The organism is Streptomyces sp. PCS3-D2, assembly GCF_000612545.2.
Lineage (GTDB): Bacteria > Actinomycetota > Actinomycetes > Streptomycetales > Streptomycetaceae > Streptomyces.
This window is the reverse complement of record NZ_CP097800.1, coordinates 5,362,815-5,381,937: the sequence shown is the minus strand read 5'-3', so window position 1 is coordinate 5,381,937 and position 19,123 is coordinate 5,362,815. Positions and strand designations below refer to the sequence as shown.

At 72.4% G+C, this 19,123-nt stretch carries 18 protein-coding genes and 1 pseudogene; 11 read left to right on the top strand and 8 right to left on the bottom strand.

Annotation, left to right across the window (positions count from 1 at the left end; genetic code table 11):
* Positions 1-88 precede the first annotated feature (88 nt).
* Positions 89-1,258 carry a steroid 3-ketoacyl-CoA thiolase gene (locus tag AW27_RS23900; protein WP_037927449.1) on the bottom strand — a complete coding sequence of 390 codons (1,170 nt, stop codon included), beginning with the start codon at positions 1,256-1,258 and terminating at the stop codon, positions 89-91.
* A 242-nt stretch (positions 1,259-1,500) separates the two neighbouring features.
* Between AW27_RS23900 and AW27_RS23895 the strand changes: the two genes are divergently transcribed.
* The gene (locus AW27_RS23895; protein ID WP_037927452.1) at positions 1,501-2,745 is read left to right on the top strand and encodes a cytochrome P450; all 1,245 of its coding nucleotides are present in this window, start codon (positions 1,501-1,503) and stop codon (positions 2,743-2,745) included.
* Positions 2,746-3,012: 267 nt separating this feature from the next.
* On the opposite strand, the pseudogene AW27_RS23890 reads toward AW27_RS23895, so the two are convergent.
* Positions 3,013-5,099 (bottom strand): annotated as a pseudogene (locus tag AW27_RS23890) (bifunctional glycosyltransferase 87/phosphatase PAP2 family protein).
* A gap of 326 nt (positions 5,100-5,425) precedes the next feature.
* Here AW27_RS23890 and AW27_RS23885 point away from each other — a divergent pair.
* Positions 5,426-5,731 carry an antibiotic biosynthesis monooxygenase family protein gene (locus tag AW27_RS23885; protein WP_037927455.1) on the top strand — a complete coding sequence of 102 codons (306 nt, stop codon included), beginning with the start codon at positions 5,426-5,428 and terminating at the stop codon, positions 5,729-5,731.
* 359 nt (positions 5,732-6,090) lie between these two features.
* Positions 6,091-6,435, top strand: coding sequence for an antibiotic biosynthesis monooxygenase family protein (locus AW27_RS23880; protein WP_037927458.1), 345 nt, complete (start codon positions 6,091-6,093; stop codon positions 6,433-6,435).
* A 216-nt stretch (positions 6,436-6,651) separates the two neighbouring features.
* Here the strand turns inward: AW27_RS23880 and AW27_RS23875 are convergent, their stop codons facing one another.
* Complete coding sequence (locus AW27_RS23875) at positions 6,652-7,047, bottom strand: nuclear transport factor 2 family protein (RefSeq protein ID WP_037927737.1); 396 nt, start codon at positions 7,045-7,047, stop codon at positions 6,652-6,654.
* A gap of 105 nt (positions 7,048-7,152) precedes the next feature.
* Between AW27_RS23875 and AW27_RS23870 the strand changes: the two genes are divergently transcribed.
* Positions 7,153-7,707 carry a GNAT family N-acetyltransferase gene (locus tag AW27_RS23870; RefSeq protein WP_078556976.1) on the top strand — a complete coding sequence of 185 codons (555 nt, stop codon included), beginning with the start codon at positions 7,153-7,155 and terminating at the stop codon, positions 7,705-7,707.
* 16 nt (positions 7,708-7,723) lie between these two features.
* On the opposite strand, the gene AW27_RS23865 is transcribed toward AW27_RS23870, so the two are convergent.
* Entirely contained in the window at positions 7,724-9,793 is a 2,070-nt protein-coding gene (locus AW27_RS23865; protein ID WP_037927742.1) for an MFS transporter, read from the bottom strand.
* A 224-nt stretch (positions 9,794-10,017) separates the two neighbouring features.
* Between AW27_RS23865 and AW27_RS23860 the strand changes: the two genes are divergently transcribed.
* Together AW27_RS23860 and AW27_RS23855 are read left to right on the top strand one after the other, a co-directional pair.
* Positions 10,018-10,899 (top strand): peptidoglycan-binding domain-containing protein, encoded by an 882-nt coding sequence (locus tag AW27_RS23860; RefSeq protein ID WP_052031222.1) that lies wholly within the window; start codon positions 10,018-10,020, stop codon positions 10,897-10,899.
* A 221-nt stretch (positions 10,900-11,120) separates the two neighbouring features.
* The gene (locus tag AW27_RS23855) at positions 11,121-11,822 is read left to right on the top strand and encodes an HAD-IA family hydrolase (protein WP_037927461.1); all 702 of its coding nucleotides are present in this window, start codon (positions 11,121-11,123) and stop codon (positions 11,820-11,822) included.
* A 73-nt stretch (positions 11,823-11,895) separates the two neighbouring features.
* On the opposite strand, the gene AW27_RS23850 is transcribed toward AW27_RS23855, so the two are convergent.
* Both AW27_RS23850 and AW27_RS23845 read right to left on the bottom strand, forming a co-directional pair.
* Positions 11,896-12,417 carry a DinB family protein gene (locus AW27_RS23850; RefSeq protein ID WP_078557002.1) on the bottom strand — a complete coding sequence of 174 codons (522 nt, stop codon included), beginning with the start codon at positions 12,415-12,417 and terminating at the stop codon, positions 11,896-11,898.
* A 237-nt stretch (positions 12,418-12,654) separates the two neighbouring features.
* The gene (locus AW27_RS23845; protein WP_037927464.1) at positions 12,655-13,236 is read right to left on the bottom strand and encodes a TMEM165/GDT1 family protein; all 582 of its coding nucleotides are present in this window, start codon (positions 13,234-13,236) and stop codon (positions 12,655-12,657) included.
* A gap of 530 nt (positions 13,237-13,766) precedes the next feature.
* Here AW27_RS23845 and AW27_RS23840 point away from each other — a divergent pair.
* The 4 genes from AW27_RS23840 (at position 13,767) to AW27_RS23825 (ending at position 17,807) form a co-directional block, all read left to right on the top strand.
* On the top strand, positions 13,767-14,411 hold the full coding sequence (locus tag AW27_RS23840; RefSeq protein WP_037927751.1) for an HNH endonuclease family protein: 645 nt from the start codon (positions 13,767-13,769) through the stop codon (positions 14,409-14,411).
* A 183-nt stretch (positions 14,412-14,594) separates the two neighbouring features.
* Positions 14,595-16,253, top strand: a complete 1,659-nt coding sequence (locus AW27_RS23835) for an alkaline phosphatase D family protein (RefSeq protein ID WP_037927466.1) — start codon at positions 14,595-14,597, stop codon at positions 16,251-16,253.
* A gap of 203 nt (positions 16,254-16,456) precedes the next feature.
* On the top strand, positions 16,457-17,098 hold the full coding sequence (locus AW27_RS23830; RefSeq protein ID WP_078556980.1) for a DedA family protein: 642 nt from the start codon (positions 16,457-16,459) through the stop codon (positions 17,096-17,098).
* A 178-nt stretch (positions 17,099-17,276) separates the two neighbouring features.
* A complete protein-coding gene (locus AW27_RS23825; RefSeq protein WP_236647815.1) occupies positions 17,277-17,807 on the top strand; it encodes a hypothetical protein in 531 nt (176 codons plus the stop codon).
* 20 nt (positions 17,808-17,827) lie between these two features.
* Here AW27_RS23825 and AW27_RS23820 read toward each other — a convergent pair whose 3' ends face one another.
* Both AW27_RS23820 and AW27_RS23815 read right to left on the bottom strand, forming a co-directional pair.
* The gene (locus AW27_RS23820; protein ID WP_037927469.1) at positions 17,828-18,052 is read right to left on the bottom strand and encodes a DUF2277 domain-containing protein; all 225 of its coding nucleotides are present in this window, start codon (positions 18,050-18,052) and stop codon (positions 17,828-17,830) included.
* Between the two features lie 16 nt (positions 18,053-18,068).
* A complete protein-coding gene (locus AW27_RS23815) occupies positions 18,069-18,713 on the bottom strand; it encodes a TRADD-N-associated membrane domain-containing protein (RefSeq protein ID WP_236647817.1) in 645 nt (214 codons plus the stop codon).
* A gap of 124 nt (positions 18,714-18,837) precedes the next feature.
* Here AW27_RS23815 and AW27_RS34450 point away from each other — a divergent pair, with 124 nt between their 5' ends.
* Positions 18,838-18,912, top strand: a complete 75-nt coding sequence (locus AW27_RS34450; RefSeq protein WP_099895366.1) for a 50S ribosomal protein bL37 — start codon at positions 18,838-18,840, stop codon at positions 18,910-18,912.
* Positions 18,913-19,123: the final 211 nt, after the last annotated feature.

The following is a 19,123-nucleotide window of genomic DNA, read 5'->3' as shown; positions in this document are numbered from 1 at the left end:
GGCCTCCCCAGGTCCGGCCACCGGGGCCTTCCGCATCCCATCCCACGGGAGCGCGGGCGCCCTGCGCGCCGGGGCGCGCGGGGCGCGGTCAGAGGCGCTGGATGATCGTCCCGGTCGCGAGCGCACCGCCGGCGCACATGGTGATCAGGGCGAACTCCTTGTCGCGGCGCTCCAGCTCGTGCAGGGCGGTGGTGATCAGGCGGGCGCCGGTGGCGCCGACGGGGTGGCCGAGGGCGATGCCGCCGCCGTTGACGTTGACCTTCTCCAGGTCCTGGTCGAAGACCTTGGCCCAGCTGAGGACGACGGAGGCGAAGGCCTCGTTGATCTCGACGAGGTCGATGTCCTTGAGCGACATCCCCGCCTTGCCGAGGACGGCCCGCGTCGCGTCGATCGGCCCGTCGAGGTGGTAATGGGGGTCGGCGCCGACGAGGGTCTGGGCGACGATCCGGGCGCGCGGCTTGAGCTTGAGGGCGCGGGCCATCTTGCGCGAGGCCCACATCACGGCGGCGGCGCCGTCGGATATCTGCGAGGAGTTTCCCGCGGTGTGCACGGCGGTGGGCATGACCGGCTTGAGCCGGGCCAGGGCCTCCATGCTGGTGTCGCGCAGACCCTCGTCCCGGTCGACCAGGCGCCACATGCCCTGGCCGGCGGCCTGCTCCTCCTCCGTGGTCGGCACCTGCACGGCGAAGGTCTCACGCTTGAACCGCTCCTCCGCCCAGGCGGCGTTGGCCCGCTCCTGGGACAGCAGGCCGAGGCGGTCGACGTCCTCCCGACCCAGACCTCGGTTGCGGGCGATGCGTTCGGCGGCCTCGAACTGGTTGGGGAGGTCGACGTTCCACTCATCCGGGAAGGGCTTGCCCGGGCCGTGCTTGGATCCCGAACCCAGCGGCACTCGGCTCATGGCCTCGACCCCGCAGGCGATGCCGATGTCCAGAACACCGCCGGAGATCATGTTGGCGACCATATGGTTGGCCTGCTGCGAGCTGCCGCACTGGCAGTCCACGGTCGTCGCCGCGGTCTCGTAGGGCAGCCCCATGGCGAGCCAGGCATTGCGCGCGGGGTTCATGGACTGCTCGCCTGCGTGGGTGACGGTGCCGCCGACGATCTGCTCGACGCAGTCCGGCTGGATTCCGGTACGGGCGAGCAGCTCACGATAGGTCTCGCCGAGCAGGTAGGCGGGATGGAGATTGGCGAGCGCGCCTCCGCGCTTGCCGATGGGGGTGCGTACGGCTTCGACGATGACGGGTTCCGCGGCCATGAGCTCGTCCTCTCCTGCACAGCGCCAGCGCGGCGGGCCGTCCCGGCGCCCCGCCCCGAACTAGTACGCGTTCTAGTTCTACCCGCAGTCTCGTGACGTGGAGCCCGGCACGCAAGGGTCTTGCACGTGCCCTGCACGGATTCCACACGCAACAGTTGACGCGTCGGCCCTTGTGACTTCTGGAACTCGTTACTACCTTCGAGGCCAACTTCTGATGGTCCGTCAGACTTTGGAGTTGCCCGATGTCCTGCCCCGCGCTCCCCGACGGCTTCGACGCCACCGACCCCGACCTCCTCCAGAGCCGGGTCCCCCACCCGGAGTTCGCACAGCTGCGACAGACCGCTCCCGTGTGGTGGTGCGCGCAACCCCGGGGGGTCACCGGCTTCGACGACGAGGGGTACTGGGCCGTGACCCGGCACGCGGACGTCAAATACGTCTCCACGCACCCCGAGTTGTTCTCCTCGACCACCAACACCGCGATCATCCGGTTCAACGAGCACATCGAGCGCGACGCGATCGACGCCCAGCGGCTGATCATGCTGAACATGGATCCGCCGGAGCACTCCCGCGTGCGCCAGATCGTGCAGCGCGGCTTCACCCCGCGCGCCATCCGCGGGCTGGAGGCGGCCCTGCGCGACCGGGCCCGGAAGATCGTCGAGGAGGCCGCCGCGGCAGCGGCCGACGGAAGCTTCGACTTCGTCACGCAGGTGGCGTGCGAACTCCCGCTGCAGGCCATCGCCGAACTGATCGGCGTGCCGCAGAAGGACCGCTCCAAGATCTTCGACTGGTCGAACAAGATGATCGCCTACGACGACCCGGAGTACGCGATCACGGCCGAGGTCGGCTCCAACGCCGCCATGGAACTCATCGGCTACGCGATGAACCTCTCGGCGCAGCGCAAGGAGTGCCCGGCGAACGACATCGTGACCCAACTGGTGGCCGCCGAGGGCCAGGGCAACCTCGGCTCCGACGAGTTCGGCTTCTTCGTACTGCTGCTGGCTGTCGCGGGCAACGAGACCACGCGCAACGCCATCAGCCACGGCATGCACGCCTTCCTGACCCACCCCGAGCAGTGGGAGCTCTACAAGGCGGCCCGGCCGTCCACCGCCGCGGAGGAGATCGTCCGCTGGGCCACCCCTGTGGTGTCCTTCCAGCGCACTGCCACCCAGGACACCGAGCTCGGCGGCCAGAAGATCAAGGCGGGAGACCGGGTGGGGATGTTCTACTCCTCCGCCAACCACGACCCCGAGGTCTTCCGGGACCCGGACGTCTTCGACATCACCCGCGACCCGAACCCGCACCTGGGCTTCGGCGGTGGCGGTCCGCACTTCTGCCTCGGAAAGTCCCTGGCCGTCATGGAGATCGACCTGATCTTCAACGCCCTGGCCGACGCCCTGCCCGGACTGCGGCTGACCGGGGAGAACCCGCGCCGGCTGCGGGCCGCGTGGCTCAACGGCATCAAGGAGCTCCGGGTCAGCCACGGCTGACCCGGAGCCCGGGGCCGCGGCGGCGAGGTCCGCTCCGCCCGCCCGCGGCCCGGCCCCTGCCCCGGTCCCGCCCCCTGGCCCGGCCGTCCACCGGCTCCTGGCGTCCACCGGTCGCCGCGGACCGCCTTTCGAGTGGCGCCACCACCCGGACGGGGTGATCCTGACTCACAGCGGCGATCCAGCCGAAGGGGCGCCGGGGCGGCATGCGCCCCGGCGCCCCTTCGGCCTGCGCGGCCCGGATCGCCCGGCCGCCGCCTGGGGGCACGCCTAGAGGCGCGGGCCTGCGACGGGCTCGGCCGCCGTCGCCGCCGCCGTCGCCGTCGCCGGCACGCCAACCGCTGCGGCACGCTCCGCACCGTCCCCGCTCGGCTGCGCCGGGAGGTCCACGCGCAGGCCGCGAGGTCCGGACAGGACGTGGACGAGCCCGAAGCCGGCGATCACGACGACCGCTCCGCCGGCCGCATCCAGCACCCAGTGGTTGGCGGTGGCGACGATCGCGCACACCGTGATCAGCGGGTGCAGTGCCCCCAGTAGCTTCAGCCCGCCCTTCGGGGCCAGCATCACGATGACGATCCCGCACCACAGGGACCAGCCGAAGTGCAGCGAAGGCATCGCCGCGTACTGGTTGGAGATCGCGGTCATGGCCCCGTACGACGGGTTGGCGAGGTCCTGTGGGCCGTGCACGGTGTCGACGAAGCCGAGCCCGGGCATCAGGCGCGGCGGGGCGAGCGGGTAGAGCCAGAACCCGGCGAGGGCGAGGACGGTGGCCAGGCCCAGGGAGGCACGGGCCCAGCGGTAGTCGCCGGGGCGCCGCCAGTAGAGGACGGCCAGGATCGTCAGGGGGACCACGAAGTGGAAGGAGGTGTAGTAGAAGTTGAAGAAGGCCTCCAGCCAGGGCGTCGCCACCACGGCCTGGTTCACGGCGTGCTCGATGTCGAGCCCGAGCGCCCTCTCCATCCCGAGGATCTGGCGGCCGTTGCCCTCGGCGAGGGAGCGGCTGGTGGGCGCGGCCGCCCGGATGTGGGAGTAGAGCGAGTAGCCGACCCGTATCAGCAGGAGTTCCAACAGCAGGTTCGGGCGGGACAGCACCCGCCGCCAGAACGGCATCAGCGGCACGCGCGACCAGCGGGCCGCCGCCGGCCGGGCGTGGTCGGTCGGCACGGGGTCGCGCCAGTACGGGGACGAGCGGGGCAGGAACGGCACCGCGCAGGCCGCCGCCACCGCGGTGAGCAGCAGCACGTTGTCGCGTACGGGCGCCAGCACGGCCAGGTTCGGCAGCAGTACCGCGCTCGGCAGGGTCATGGCGAGGACCACGGCCACCGGCCACACCCGCCGGTCGGCGGCACGCTTGCCCACCTTGCCCGCGACGGCGAGGAGCACCCACAGCAGCTGGTGGCGCCAGCCGGTCGGGGACACGGCGACGGCCGCGCAGCCGGTGACGGCGACGGCGAGCAGCAGCTGGCCGTCGCGGGCATAGCGGACCGCGCGGCGCAGGCCGAACCAGACGATGGCGCCCGCGAGGACGGCGTAGAGCAGGACCTCGGCCGGTCCGCTCAGGCCCAGGCGCAGCAGCGCGCCGTGCACGGACTGGTTGGCGAGGCTTTCGGGCGAGCCGCCGAGCCCGGTGCCGCCCAGGTGGTGCACCCAGTACGTCCAGGAGTCGCGCGGCAGGGCCGCCCACGACAGGGCGGTGGCCGCGCCGAACGCCGCGGCGGCGGTCCGGGCGGCGGGGCGGCGTCCGGTCAGCCACAGCAGTGGGGCGAAGAGCAGCAGCGCCGGCTGGACCGCGGCGGCAACACCGACGAGGAGGCCGGCCGGCCGCCGGGCGCCCGGAAGACGGCGAGCAGCACCAGCAGGACGGGGACGACGGCGGTCCGGCCGGGCGAGGCGGCCTCGCGAACGGGCAGCGAGACCATCATCAGGGCCGTCAGGACGGGGGCGGCCAGCAGCGCGGTGCGCCGCGGCACAGGGTCGGGCAGGCCGCGGGCGGCGACGAGGCCGATGGCGGCGACGCACAGCAGCGTCACGCAGGTCCATGCCACCTCCAGGGAGGGGGCAGCGAGTCCGGCGATCGGCCTGAGGACCAGCCCGGCGAAGGGAGTGCCGGCGAACTGTCCGGAGGCGTAGAGCGAGCCTCCGGCGCCGCCCGCGCCGCCGGAGGCCGGAAGGCTGCCGGGGAGGTGGAAGCCGCCCAGCCACTCGGCCGGTGGCACGCGCAGCACCGCGGCGGCCTGTCTGACGGCGAGGGCGCCGGCCAGCGCCCACAGCAGGAGCCGCGCCGCGCCGAGTCTGCTGCCGTCGCCTATGCCCCCGGCATGTCCGTTAGCTGTGCCGTGCTCCGCCGCGTTCGCCACGCCCCGCCGGCCTCCCGCCCCTGTTGACCGCAACCCCGACTTCGCCTGGCTGCCGCGCTCCCTTACCCGCACGACGATATCCCCCGCGGGATCCCCGGGACGGCTCGATGGGCATCGTGATGGCCCGCGAACGGCGCCATGGCCCTCGCGTACGGGCTCACCTGGCACGATCCCCGTCCCGGCCGGCCCGGCAGAGACCAGTGGTGCGCGAGAGGCCGGCCGGGCGGGCGGGGATCGCGGCGGATCCGGTGAAGGCTGGCGGCGTGCAGTGACGCGGTCGACTCCGGGGTCTGCCGCGTAGCGTGGGACCACAGGAGGTGAGGGTCATGACCGGACCGATACTGACCGAGGTCAGCGCGGTCGTCCCGGCTGGCCGCGAAGCGGACCTCGTCACGGCCTACCGTGAGCTCGTCGCCCGCCCGCTGCCCGACGGGCTGATCCGAACCGAGCTGCTGAGCGGGCCGGACGGGCGCTGGCGGATCCAGACGCTGTGGCGGGACCTCGCCGCCCTCGACGCCATGCGCGCGGCCCCCGAGGGCCCGGCAGCACCTCGACTCTTCCGTGACGTCGGCGCTGAACCCGAGCTTGGGCTGTTCGACGTCAGAGTCCGCTACACCGCCCCCGGCGCATAGCCGGTGGGGTTGTGCCCCTTGCCAGCGGCGGGGTCAGAGATCGACGATTCGAGGGGAGCCGCGCACCGGCAGGGGCGCGGCGGCGAGAGGCACCGCGGCAAGAGGCGCGGCCACGAGGGGCGCGGCGGCGAGGGGCGCCCCGACAGCGGACCGGTCGGGCTCACCCCCCCTTGCGGCCGTTCCGCCCCTCGGGCCGTTCACGCTCTCGGACCGACGACCGGCAGGCGTCGATCCCGCCGCGCCACGGGGGAGGCCGGCGCACCGTCCTCACGAAGCTTTGACCGGGGGATGTAGGAGACTGCACGCACGTGATCAAGGCCGGGTGCAGTGCCCGGCCTGTGTTTCCCGAGAGGTGTCATGTGCCCAGCATCGTGAAGATCAACGTGCTGACGGTTCCCGCCGAGCAGCGGGAGGTCCTGGAGCGGCGCTTCGCGTCGCGGGCCGGGGCGGTGGAGGGTTCGGACGGGTTCGAGTGGTTCGAGCTGCTGCGCCCCGTCGAGGGCACCGACCAGTACCTCGTCTACACGCGGTGGCGTTCGGAGGAGGACTTCCAGGCCTGGATGGAGGGGCCGATGAAGGCTGCTCACCAGGGCGGCGGCGGGGCGGGTGGCCCGGCCGGTGCGGAGCGTCCGGCACCGGCGGCTTCGGCTTCGACGGTGTGGTCGTTCGAAGTCGTGCAGCAGGCGGGGCCGAAGCAGGCCTGACGCCTACCGGCCGGGCGCCCGGAGCGCGTGCGGGCGCCCGTACCCCACGCTCCGCCGCCCCGCGCGGATGCTGCCGAGCGGTCTCCCCGGCGGTTTTCCCGAGCGGTCTTCCCGGGCGTCTTCCCGGGCGTCTTCCCGGGCGGGCGGGCCATCGGGGACGGCCGCACAGGTCGGGCGGGGCGGGGTCGGGACCGGGGGAGCGGGGTCGGAGTCGCGTCAGCTCCAGAAGGTGTCCTCCTCGTCGATGTCCGCAGTGCACTGGTCGATGTCGGTGATCTTGTGACCGACGATCGTGAAGAAGAGGCCTTGGCGGATCTCGATGCCCCGGTCACCGCGGTCGCCCCGCGCCGTGTGGAAGCTCATCACGTGTCCGCGCCCGTCCGCGAGCACCGACTCCAGGTGCACCTGGAAGGTGCCCATGGTCTCCTCGCCGAGACGGCGGTAGAAGTCGAGGACGTGCTCCCGGCCCTTGTGGTGTCCGGACATGGGGTTGCTGCCCGGCACGTGGTGGATGACGTCGGCGGTCATGAGCGCGCCCAACGCCTCCATGTCGCCCTTGCCGAAGGCCTCGTAGCCGCGGCGGATCAGGGCACAGTCCGCATGCTCTGCCATGGCGTTCACACCCTCCAGGGAGGCAGAATGTCGTTTTTCCTATCATCAGCCTGCCGTTGTGGATATTCCACGCGGGAGATCGCACCCCGACTCCACAATGACGCCATGACCACGCACAGCGAACCCCGCCCGCCGACACCGGCCCCTTCCACCTCCCCGTCCCCTTGCCCTCCCTCTTCCCCGTCGTGGACCGTGTGCCCCGAACCGTTCACGACGGTCGACGCCACCCGGCTGCGCCGCGCCTACTACGCCGAAGTAGCCGGCCGGTATTGGAAACGCGGGGTCACCGAGGCGGAGATCGACCAAGGACTGCTGGACTTCCCGGACGACGGGCTGGCGCCGCCGACAGGACAGTTCGTCGTCGGTCGCCTGGGAGGCGAGGCGCTCGCGTGCGGCGGCGTCCGGATGCTCGACGCGATGACCGCCGAGCTCACCAGGGTGTACGTCGACCGGCGCGCCCGTGGGACGGGCGGCGGGGCGGCCCTGCTCCGGGCCCTGGAGGCGCAGAGCCGTGCGCTGGGCGCCGAGCGGATCCGGCTGGACACCCGGTCGGATCTCGTGGAGGCACGCGCCTTGTACGCGCGTCATGGCTATACCGAGATACCCGCGTACAACTCCGGCCCGTATGCGGAGCACTGGTTCGAAAAAGTCCTGGGCTGATCGCGGCCGGGACGACTCAGGGCGCGGCGTGGTCGCGGGGCGGCTCGGCGTCGTAGGGCTCCTCGGAGTCCGATCCGCACAGCTCCGTGTTGATCTCCTCAACCAGCTTGACCAGGTCGGTCGGGCGGTCGGGGCCCCACCAGTCGCCGAGCAGTTCGGCGAGGGACTCCTGCCGTGCCGTGCTGAGTTTCGCGGCGGCCTCGCTGCCCTGCTCGGTCAGCACCAGCGGCAGCCCTTCGCGGACGGCGAGCCCGCGCTCCTCGACCTGGCGGGCGGCATCGGTGATCACCTTCACCGGCACGTTGACCCGCTCGGCGAGCAGTGCAGGTTCCGCCGAGCCGTACTTGTTGATGCGCAGCAGCAGCCAGCTGGAGGCGGGCAGCAGGTCGTAGCCGGCCTTCTCGGTGATCTTCTCGTAGACGTGGCGCCGGCCCTCTCGGGTGCCGAGGACGGACAGCGCGCGGGCGACCTCGTCGCGGGAGGAGCGCTGGACCGGGTTGGAGGCCAGGGTCTCGGTCACGTCGGGTGCGGTGACGGAGGCGCGGAGCTTGTCCTCTCTCAGGAAGCAGGCGAGGACGAAGGCGACCAGGACGACCGGGACGGCGTAGAGGAAGACGTCGGTGATGGAGGTGGCGTAGGCGTCGAGCACGCGGGGTCGGAGGCTCGCCGGGAGTGCGCCGATGGCCCGGGGGTCCGCCTCCAGCTGGGGGATGCCGGCGTCGGCGGGCAGGGTGACGCCGGCCAGGGAGGCGGCCAGTTTGTCGTCCAGCTGGTTGGTGAAGACCGTGCCGAAGATCGCGACGCCGAAGGAGGCTCCGATGGAGCGGAAGAAGGTGGCACCCGAGGTGGCGACGCCCAGGTCGGCGTAGCTGACGGCGTTCTGCACCACGAGGACGAGAACCTGCATGACCAGGCCGAGTCCGGCGCCGAAGACGAAGAAGTAGACGCTCATCTCCCAGGTGGAGCTGGTGCGCTGGAGCTGGTGGAGGAGGAGCAGTCCGAGGGCGGTGACGGCGGTGCCGGCGATCGGGAAGACCTTCCAGCGGCCGGTCCGGCTGACGATCTGGCCGGAGGCGGTCGAGGAGATCAGCATGCCGATGACCATCGGCAGCATGTGGACGCCGGACATGGTCGGTGAGACGCCCTGGACGATCTGCAGGAAGGTCGGCAGGTAAACCATCGCGCCGAACATCGCGAAGCCGACGACGAAGCTGATCGCCGAGCAGAGGGCGAAGGTGCGGATGCGGAAGAGCTTCAGCGGCAGGACGGGTTCGGCGGCCTTGCGCTCGACGAGGAGGAAGGCGACGAGCAGCAGGGCGCCCAGGACGGCGACACCGATGATGCGGGCCGAGCCCCAGCCCCAGGTGGCGCCGAGCGAGGCGACGAGGACGAGGCAGGTGGCGACACACGCGATGAGGAAGGTGCCGAGGTAGTCGATGGTGTGTTTGGCCCTGCTCGCCGGGATGTGGAGGGCGGCGGCGATGACGACGAGGGCGACGAGACCGATGGGGAGGTTGATGTAGAAGACCCAGCGCCAGGAGAGGTTGTCGACGAACAGGCCGCCCAGCAGGGGGCCCAGCACGCTGGTCGCGCCGAAGACGCCGCCGAAGAGGCCCTGGTACCGGCCTCGTTCGCGGGGCGGGACGATGTCGCCCACGATGGCCATCGACAGCACGATCAGTCCGCCGCCGCCCAGGCCCTGGAGGGCACGGAAACCGATGAGCTGGGGCATGTCCTGGGCCAGGCCGCACAGGGCCGACCCGATCAGGAAGAGGACGATGGCGTACTGGAAGAGCTTCTTGCGCCCGTACTGGTCGCCGAGCTTGCCCCACAGGGGTGTGGCGGCGGTGGCGGCGAGCATGTAGGCGGTGACGACCCAGGACAGGTGGGCCATGCCACCGAGGTCGCTGACGATGGTCGGCAGGGCTGTGGAGACGATGGTCTGGTCGAGCGCCGCGATCAGAAGACCTAGGAGCAGGGCGCCGATGGGTACGAGGACCTCCCGGGCGCTGTGCTCGCCGGCGGGGGCGGCCTGGTGCGGGCCGGGAACGGGGTCCGCGGCGCCTTTGGTCGCATCCTGAGCCATCGATTCCTCCTCCGGCCGGATCAACATTTCCATCCTGAGCGGTGTGTCCGGTTATGGCCTCTCGGGCGGTTGGGAGGGTCGCGGCGGGTCTGCATAATCGCAGGCAATGGCCAGGGAGGGAGTCCCCAGTGAACGGTGAGCACTGTCCGAATTGCGACGCTGCTGGCGCCGCCTGCGGGTGTGCACCGGGTGGGGGTTTCAACCCTCTGCGCATCCGTCCGTACGTGACGCTGTCCGATCCGGGCGAGCTTCCCGCCGAGGCTGCGCCGCCGTCCCCGCAGCGCGTGTCCGGCGTGGTGGGCCCCTCGGCGGCTCCTCCGCCGCAGTCGTCCGCGCCCGCGCCGCCGACGCGCTCGGAGGACGACACCCCGGCGTACGGCATACCCGTGGCGCCGGGGGGCGGGCCGTGGCAGGAGGGCCCCTGGCAGGCCGGACAGGAGGCCGCACCGCATCCGGCGGAGACGGTCAGGCTCCGCGCGATCAAGGCGCCCTCTCCCGCAACCGGCGGAGGAGGGGGCGGGGGCCCGGAGGATCGTTCCGGCTCCGGTTCCCGCCGTCGACCGCTGGCACTGCTGGTCGCAGCCGCGGCGACGGTGGCCCTCGGCGGCACGGCCGTGGCGGTGTTGGTGCTGCCCGCTTCCCCGGACAGCGAGACGACCCTGCTGGACGCGAAAGCCGCGGCGCCTGCGGTGAGCGCGCCTTCGGTCGCACCGACCGGCAGCCCGAGCCTCGACAGTGCGTCCCCGTCGGTGTCCGCGTCGCCGAGTGCCTCGAAGTCGGCATCCCCGTCCGCGTCCCCGTCGCCGTCCGCGTCCCGTTCCGCCTCCTCAGCGCCCCCGTCGCCGAGCGCATCGCCCCGCACGAGCCGTTCCGCCAGCACGCCCCCGCCCACCCAGGCGCCGATCCTGCGCTACGGGGATTCGGGGCCGGAGGTGGAGAAGCTCCAGCGGCTGCTGGCGGCGGAAGGCCTCTACCGGGGCAGGTTCCACGGAAGGTTCGACTCGAAGGTCGAGGACGCGCTGTCGATGTTCCAGTACTACAACGGGATCGACCACCAGGAGTGGGGCGTCTACGGGCCCCTCACCCGCAAGGCGCTGGAGGGATAGGCGGGAAGTACGGCAGAGCGAGCGGGTCGGGTCGGATTGGGTCGGGTCGGGTCGGGTCGGGTCGGGTCGGGTCGGGTCGGGCGACAGGGGTCACACGCCCGCGAGTGGCGCAGACCGCCCCGCGTTTTGTATCGTGATGGAACAAAGTGGTTCCGTCCTCACTCCCTGACCGGTGGACGGAACCACTTGTTCTCTTTTCCCGCCCGTCTGGAGCCCCGTCGATGCCGGCCAGCACCACCACCGCACCCGTAGCCCTCACCGCCAGGGCCCTGCTCCTCGACATGGACGGCACGATCGTCAACTCCGACGCGGTGGTCGAACGCTGCTGGCGCGATTGGGCCCTCTCCCACGGGCTGGACCCGCAGGAAGCCCTCAAGGTGGTCCACGGCCGCCAGGGCTACGCCACCATGGCCGTGCTCCTGCCGGACCGCCCCATGGAGATCAACCTCGCCGAGAACGCGGAGATGCTGGCGCGCGAGACGGCCGACACCGACGGCGTGGTCCCGGTCCCGGGCGCGCCGGCCTTCATGGCCTCGCTCGCCGGCCTGCCGCACGCCCTGGTCACGTCCGCCGACGCCGCACTCGCCACCGCCCGGATGACGGCCGCCGCGCTCCCGATGCCCGAGGTACGGGTCACGGCCGAGTCCGTCGGAGCCAGCAAGCCGGACCCCGAAGGCTTCCTCAAGGGCGCCGCCGCGCTGGGAGTGGACCCGGCGGAGTGCATCGTCTTCGAGGACTCGGCCGCGGGCATCGCCGCGGGCCGGGCGGCGGGCATGCGGGTGATCGGCGTGGGTCCCCGCGCCGCCGCACACGGCCCGACCGTGCACGTCCCGGACCTGACGTCCCTCACCGTCAGCGCCGACCCCGACGGCTCCGTCCGCGTCACGCTGCGGCCCGAGCACCAGGACACGCCCGCACGGTAGCGGCGCGACACCCGCACGGCTCCGGCCCGGGCTGCCCGGCCCTGATCCGGGTCCGGGCCCCGGCCCCGGCGACCTACTGGCCCACGCGCCCGTCGATGCGCTCTCGCAGGAAGTCCGCGTGGCCGTTGTGGCGGGCGTACTCCTCGATCATGTGGACCAGCACCTCACGGAGTTCCATCGGCTCACCGCCGCAGTCGCCCGTGACGGCCAGACCGGGTGCCTGCGCGACGAACCCTTCGGCGAAGGCGACTTCGGCCCGCCACGTCGCCCATGCGTCGGCGACCACCTCCGGGTCGGCTATCGCGCCCGTGAACTCCCCGGTGGGCTCCTCCTCCGAGCGGTAGTGCCGGCGTACGTCCTGCCCCGCCATGACCTGCCGGAACCAGTACTGCTCGACGCCCGCGAGATGGCGTACGAGGCCCAGCAGGGAGAGGTCGGAGGGCTCCACGGAGCGCCGCGCGAGGGCCTCGGCATCGAGCCCCGCACACTTGAGCTCCAGCGTCAGCCGCTGGTCGGTGAGGTAGCCGATGAGCACGTCCCGCTCGCCCCGGAAGCCGCCGTCGGCGCGCGGGTCCGCGTCCGGGTCGACGAACATGTTGGACCAGCCGAAGCGGCGGTGCGGGGCGGGCACGGGGCCACGGCCAGGGCCGGTGTCAGCGTCGGGGCCGGTGTCTGCGGAAGAGCCGGGGCCGGTGGAAGAGCCGGGGCCGGTGGAGGAGGTCGAGTCGATCACGCGCAGAGCGTGCCGCCCGCACGCACCGTCCGCAACGGAGTTTCCACCGCGGGCGCCCGCACCGCCCCGTGACCCCCTCCCCCGCCCCTCCCGGTCCGTTCAGCCCGCGATCGCCTCGTACATCGAGAACACGGCGAGCGCCGCCATCACGGCAGCGGCGATCTTGGTGATGAGCCGCAGCGGAACGTATTTCATGAGGGTGCGGCCGCCGAGGATGCCGATGCCCGCAACCGCCCACAGCGCCAGCACGGCGCCGATGCCGACGGAGACGGGGTCGTCGTAGCGCGCTGCCAGGTTGGCGGTCATGATCTGGGTCAGATCGCCGAACTCCGCCACCAGGATGAGCATGAAGCCGGCCCCGGAGACCTTCCAGAAGGACTGGTCGGCGGGCTGCTTGATCTCCTCGTCCCCGTCGTCCTTCTTCAGGAGCAGCATGGCCGCGCCGAGGAGGAAGAGGATGCCGACGACGGCTTGGACGAGTCGGTGCGGAAGCAGGGTGAGCACGCTGCCCGCGGCGATGGCGAGGGCGACGTGTACGGCGAAGGCGGCGGCGACACCCGCGAAGACGTAGGAGGCGCGGTAGCGCGTGCCGAGCATCAGCCCTGCCAGGGCCGTCTTGTCGGGGAGTTCGGCCAGGAAGACGACGCCGAAGGCGATCGCCGTGACGGTGAAGCTGAACACGGAGGCGGAACCTCAATCGGTCGGGCAGGACGCCATCGGTACCGAGAGACCTGGGGTGTGTCAGGGGTCGCTTCGGCTCGGCGGCGCCCTGGTGTGCGCGTGCGCGTGCGAAACGCGCCCACGACGGGACAGGACACTGCGGCCGAAGGTCTCGCTGGCCGGCCGCTGGTGCGCGACCTGCCTCCGGGCGCCGGCTGGGTGACCCAGCAGTATGTCGACGGTCCGGCGAAGAGCTACTCCCCTTCTGCTCCCGACAGAGTACGCGATGCCGACGCCCGGCTGGAATGGGCCTTTCGTCCCGCCATGCCCCGCCCTGCCCGTGCCGCGCTCCGGCCTGGCCGGTCGGACATCGGCGGAACCTCAATTGCCATTTAAATCCGGGGCCTTGCATGGCTTGATGTGACGTGTTCATGTCGCCACGCTGTCACCTGGCGCCCATCCCCTCGCAACCCGATGGCGCCAGCATGGCCACGCCCCGCCGGGGCGAATCGGCCTGACCCCCCGCACCCTGGGAGCCCCTCATGGCACTCATGCCCAACGTCTACGCGCGTCGAATTGGCGTGCTCGCGTCAGCAGCCACGCTGGCGGCGCTCACCTCCCTCCTCAACGCCCCGACCGCCCAGGCCGCCCCGCCCACGCCCATGAGCGCGTCGGCCGCCCGCGCCTACCTGGCCACGGTCACCCCCAGGGCGGAGGGATCCACCAGCGGGTACAGCCGCTCCCTCTTCCCCCACTGGAGTACCGTCTCCGGCACCTGCAACACCCGCGAAACCGTGCTCAAGCGGGACGGGGTGAACGTCGTCCAGAGCTCCTCCTGCGCCGCGGTCAGCGGAAGCTGGTACTCGGAGTACGACGGCGCCACGTGGACGGCCGCCTCCGACGTCGACATCGACCACGTCGTCCCGCTGGCCGAGGCCTGGCGCTCCGGCGCCTCCTCCTGGACGACGTCCAAGCGCCAACAGTTCGCCAACGACCTCACCCGCCCGCAGCTCATCGCGGTCACCGACAACGTCAACCAGGCCAAGGGCGACCTCGACCCCGGCAAGTGGCTGCCGCCCAGGACGGCCTACCGCTGCACCTACGCGCGGATGTGGGTCAACGTGAAGCAGTACTGGGGCCTGAGCATGGACTCGGGCGAGAAGACGGCCCTGGTCAACGTCCTCAACGGCTGCTGACCGACGGCTGACCCACGCCCACTCGCCTCTCGGCCGGAACACCGTCGGACCGCCGGTCGGCCGCCGGCGGTGCCCGCCGGGCCGCCGGGCCGCCGGCCCCCGCCTTTCCCCCGTCAGGGGGAGGCGTGGCTCCCCCTCCCCGTCGTACCGTGATCGAAGGGGCTACGGAGGAGGGGGAGTCGCATGGCCGGGTTGCGTCTGGGGCCGCTGCTGCGCCACGTCGACTGGGAAACGGGCGGATCGGCCACCGTATGGGTCGAGACGGACCGCCCGTGCACGGCCGAAGTGCGCTGCGCGGGCGGGGCCGGCGGGAGCACGCGGACCTTCCAGATAGCCGGGCACCACTACGCGCTGGTGCCGGTGACCGGCCTGACTCCGGGCTCCACGTCGCCGTACGAGGTACGGCTCGACGGCCGGCAGGTGTGGCCGCTGCCCGGCAGCGGCTTCCCGCCGAGCACGATCACCACTCCGGCCGCGCCCGGACCCGGCAGGCCCGCGCCCGGGCTGCGCGTCACCTTCGGCTCCTGCCGGCAGGCCGCCCCGCCCGCCGGCCGGCGCGGTCCACATGGCCCGGACGCCCTGGACGCCCTCGCGGCGAGGCTGGCCGCCGACCCGGCCGCGGAGCGCCCGGACCTCCTGCTCCTGCTGGGCGACCAGGTGTACGCCGATGCCCTGTCGCGGGAGACCCGGAAGTGGCTCGCCGCCCGCCGGGACCTGCGGGAGGCACCCGGCGCCCAGGTCGCGGACTACGAGGAGTACACCCGGCTCTACTACGAGTCGTGGCGCGACCCGGAGATCCGCTGGCTGCTGTCAACCGTGCCGAGCCTGCACATGTTCGACGACCACGACGTCATCGACGACTGGAACACGAGCGCGGCATGGCTCGCGGAGATGCGGGCGACCCCGTGGTGGCGGGAGCGGGTGCTGAGCGGCCTGATGTCGTACTGGGTGTACCAGCACCTGGGCAATCTCTCGGTTGCCGAGCTCGCGGCGGACGAACTGTACGAGGCGGTCCGCGAGGACCCCGACGGCACGGACGCGCTGCGGGCCTTCGCGTCCGCGGCGGACGCCGATCCGGCCGCGGTGCGCCGGAGCTACCGGCGGGACTTCGGGCGGACCCGGCTGCTGATGGTGGACACGCGGACCGCTCGGGTGTTGGCCGAGGGCGGGCGGGCGATGCTCCATCCGGCGGAGCAGCAGTGGCTCCGGGAGAACGCCCTCGCCGGGCTCGGGGGCTACGACCACCTGCTGATCGGGTCCTCACTGCCCTGGCTGATGCCACCGCTGGTCCATGACGCGGAGACGTGGAATGCGGCCCTGTGCCGCGGGGAGCGCGGTCCGCGGTGGGCCCGGATCGGCGAGGATCTGCGGCGGCGCAGCGACCTGGAGCACTGGGCGGCCTTCCCGGCATCGTTCGCGGCACTGACCGATCTGATCGAGGAGGTGGGGACGGGGCCCCGGGCGCCGGCGACGGTGTGCGTGCTGTCGGGGGACGTGCACCACGCGTATGTGGCCGAGCCTCACATACCCAGTACGGCGCGGGTGTTCCAGCTGACGTGCTCGCCGGTTCACAACTCCATCCACACCCTGGTCAAGTGGGGGTTCCGGCTGGGCTGGTCGCGGACCGGCCGGTGGCTGGGGCGCGGTTTCTCCCTGCACGGGCGCACGGGACGGCCGCCGCTGAACTGGCGGCGTACGGGGGGTCCCTGGTTCGGGAACCAGCTGATGACGCTGGCACTGTCCGGGCGGACGGCGCGGCTACGGCTGGACCAGGCGCGCAAGAAGCGTGCGGGGGCCCACTTGGTGACGGTGCTGGACCGGGAGCTTACGGCGGTCGAGTAGGCGGTCCGGGCGGGCACGGCGTCGGCGGGCCGGAGGAGCGGGGGTCGACGGGGTCGACGCGGCCGTGGTGGGGGATCCGCCCCGGGCCGCCGGGGCGGGAATGCCGGGCGTACGCTGTATGGCTGTCAGCCGCCCCTGCCGCTCCCCCGCGACGTCGCGGCGCTTCATGCCGCAGCACGTCAACCGGACTGGGGAGTCCCGCTGTGTTTGAGACTCTGGGGTCGCTGACCACGAGCCCATGGATCTACGCCCTGGTGGCGCTGTCCATCCTGCTCGACGTCTTCCTTCCGGTGCTGCCGAGCGGGGTCCTGGTGATCACCGCCGCGGCGGCAGCGTCCGCCGCCGGGGCGGCCGGGCCGGTGCAGGTCCCGGGGCCCGAGCAGGTGCCGGACATCTTGTTGCTGCTCGTGATCGCGACAACAGCATCGGTGCTGGGTGACATGGCCGCCTACCGTTTGGGACGGCGCGGCGGGCCCCGGCTGGACCGGGCCATCGCCCGCTCGCGCCGTCTGACGCGCGCCCAGGAGCGTCTGGGCGCGGCGCTCACCCGCGGTGGCGGCGCCCTCGTGGTGATCGCCCGTTTCGCCCCCGCGGGGCGTTCGGTGGTGTCGCTCGGCGCGGGCAAGACCCAGCGCAGGGTCGCCGAGTTCCTGCCCTGGTCGGTCCTGGCGGGCATGGCATGGGCCGGCTACAGCGTGGCCCTCGGCTATTTCGGTACCCAGTGGCTGGGCACCCAGTGGCTCGGCACCGCAGTGTCGATCGTGGCGCTGTTCGCCGCGGGCGCCCTCGCGGCGTTCCTGGTACGCCGCCCGCCCTCGGCTCCGGGCGCGACCCCCGCGGCGTAGGGCGGGCACCGGTCCCGGGCGGCGGCCTCCCCCGGGCGGAGCAGTGGCTCACCCGTTCACCCGGCCCCGATCGCCGCCCGCGGGGCTGGCTCCTAGCGTCCGGAGAACGGTGCGGACCGAATCCGCGTCACATCCGTGGCCTGGCCGCGCCGTTTCGAGGAGCCGAGGAGTTGTCTCCATGCCCGCCATGCCGCTCGCCCAGTCGCCGGCCATCGCCCACCGTTCACGGTCCGCCGCTCCGCGCCGTCTGATGACCGCCGCGGCCGCCGCCGTCCTCATCGCAGCCGCCACCCCTGTCACGCTCGCGCACGCCGCTCCCTCCGCCAGCGTCTCCCCCACCACGGTCGCCCCGGGCGGCCGGGTCGCCCTGAACATCGCGGGGTGCGGGACCAAGGTCGCCAGGGTCACGTCGACCGCGTTCAGCGAGGTGCGGCTGACTCCCGGCAACCTCGAGGCCAGCAACCTCTTCGGCAGCGCCACGGTGTTCTCCAACGCCAACCCCGGCGCCCACCCGGTCCGGTTCGAGTGCGGCGGCCCGGGCGGCCAGAGCGTCACCGTCTCCCTCCAGGTCACCCCGGGTGCCGCGCGCGGCGGAACGGGCGGCAGCGTCGGCTCGATGAGCACGGCCCAGGTCGCCGTCGGCGCCACGCTCGCCACCGGCGCCCTGATCGGCGGTGTGTGGGTACTGCGCCGCCGCGCGGCCTCGTAGGACACACACCCGGACCGGGATCACCCGGGTGCGGTCTGCCCCCGTACATGCACCCCGTCGAGCAGGGCCGCGGTGGCTTCGGCGACGGCGTCCACCGCCGCGTCGAAGACCTCGCGGTTGTGCGCGGCGGGCACCCGGAACCCGGACACCTTCCGTACGTACTGCAGGGCGGCGGCCCGGATCTCCTCCTCGGTCGCCTTCTCGGGGATGGCGGGCGGACGCAGGGTCTTGATCGATCGGCACATGTTTCCACTATCCCGCTCACCGGGGCAGTTCGGCCCCGGAAAGCTTCATGATGAGGCCTGCCTGGAGGCGGGCTCTCAGCTCCGGGTCGTCGACGGTCCCCAGCAGCCCGATGGCCTGCTGGGTCGTCGCGGCGGCCCGGCGGTCGTCACGCAACGCGACCGTCTGGTCGGCCATGTGTTGCAGTGCGATGTCGGCCCGCCGGTGGAAGAGCTGCCCGATCAGGGTCGTGACCAGGCCCGTCGCACTGGTGACGATGCCGAGGTACAGCTCGCCGCCGGCTTCGGCCTTCCGGACGGCGAGCCCGATACCGAGGAGCAGGATGGCGGCCCCCGCGCCGGCGAACCGCTGGCTCGTCCCGAAGCTGCTGCGCGCCTGAGTGAGCCCGTAGGCGTAGTACTCCACGAGGATCGGGGTGAAGTCGTCCCGCCGGTCGCCGAGTTGCACCTGCGGGTCCGGGGCCCGAATGCCGCCGACGTCCTCGAACTTCCGGGGGCCCGGTACGGCGGCGGTGGGTTCGGCGAGGTGCGCGAGCAACCGCTCCCGCTCCTCGTTCCGCTTCCGTTCGAAGGCTCCGCCGAGGGAACGCTCCGTGACCACCACTACCAGCACGGCCGCGACCACTGCCGCGGCCGGCGCACCCCATGCGAGCCAGTCGCCCATCCCCCGACGATCCCACGCACCGCGGCGACGGCCAAGGGCGCGCGCGGATGCTGATGCGGCCGTCCCGGACGGCGCCTAGACTGGCGGCGTCGTGAAGGTCACCGAGAGTAGGGAGACAGTCACCATGGCCAAGCGAGGCAACAAGAAGCGGGCCCGCAAGAAGAAGAAGGCGAACCACGGCAAGCGTCCCAACGCCTGAGCCGACCCCAAGACCCTCGACCCACCGGGCCGGGGGTCTTCGCATGCCATGTGCGCACCTCACCGCCCGGGGGCGGCTGTCATCCGGAACCGTCGAAGGCCCCAGCCGTGAGCGGCGAGGCCTCGTGGCTGGTGGGCGCGGACGGCTTTTCGCACCGCCCGCATCTGCTCCGCAAGCCCGCCCACTGTGCCACCGCGGGCGCATCGCCGGT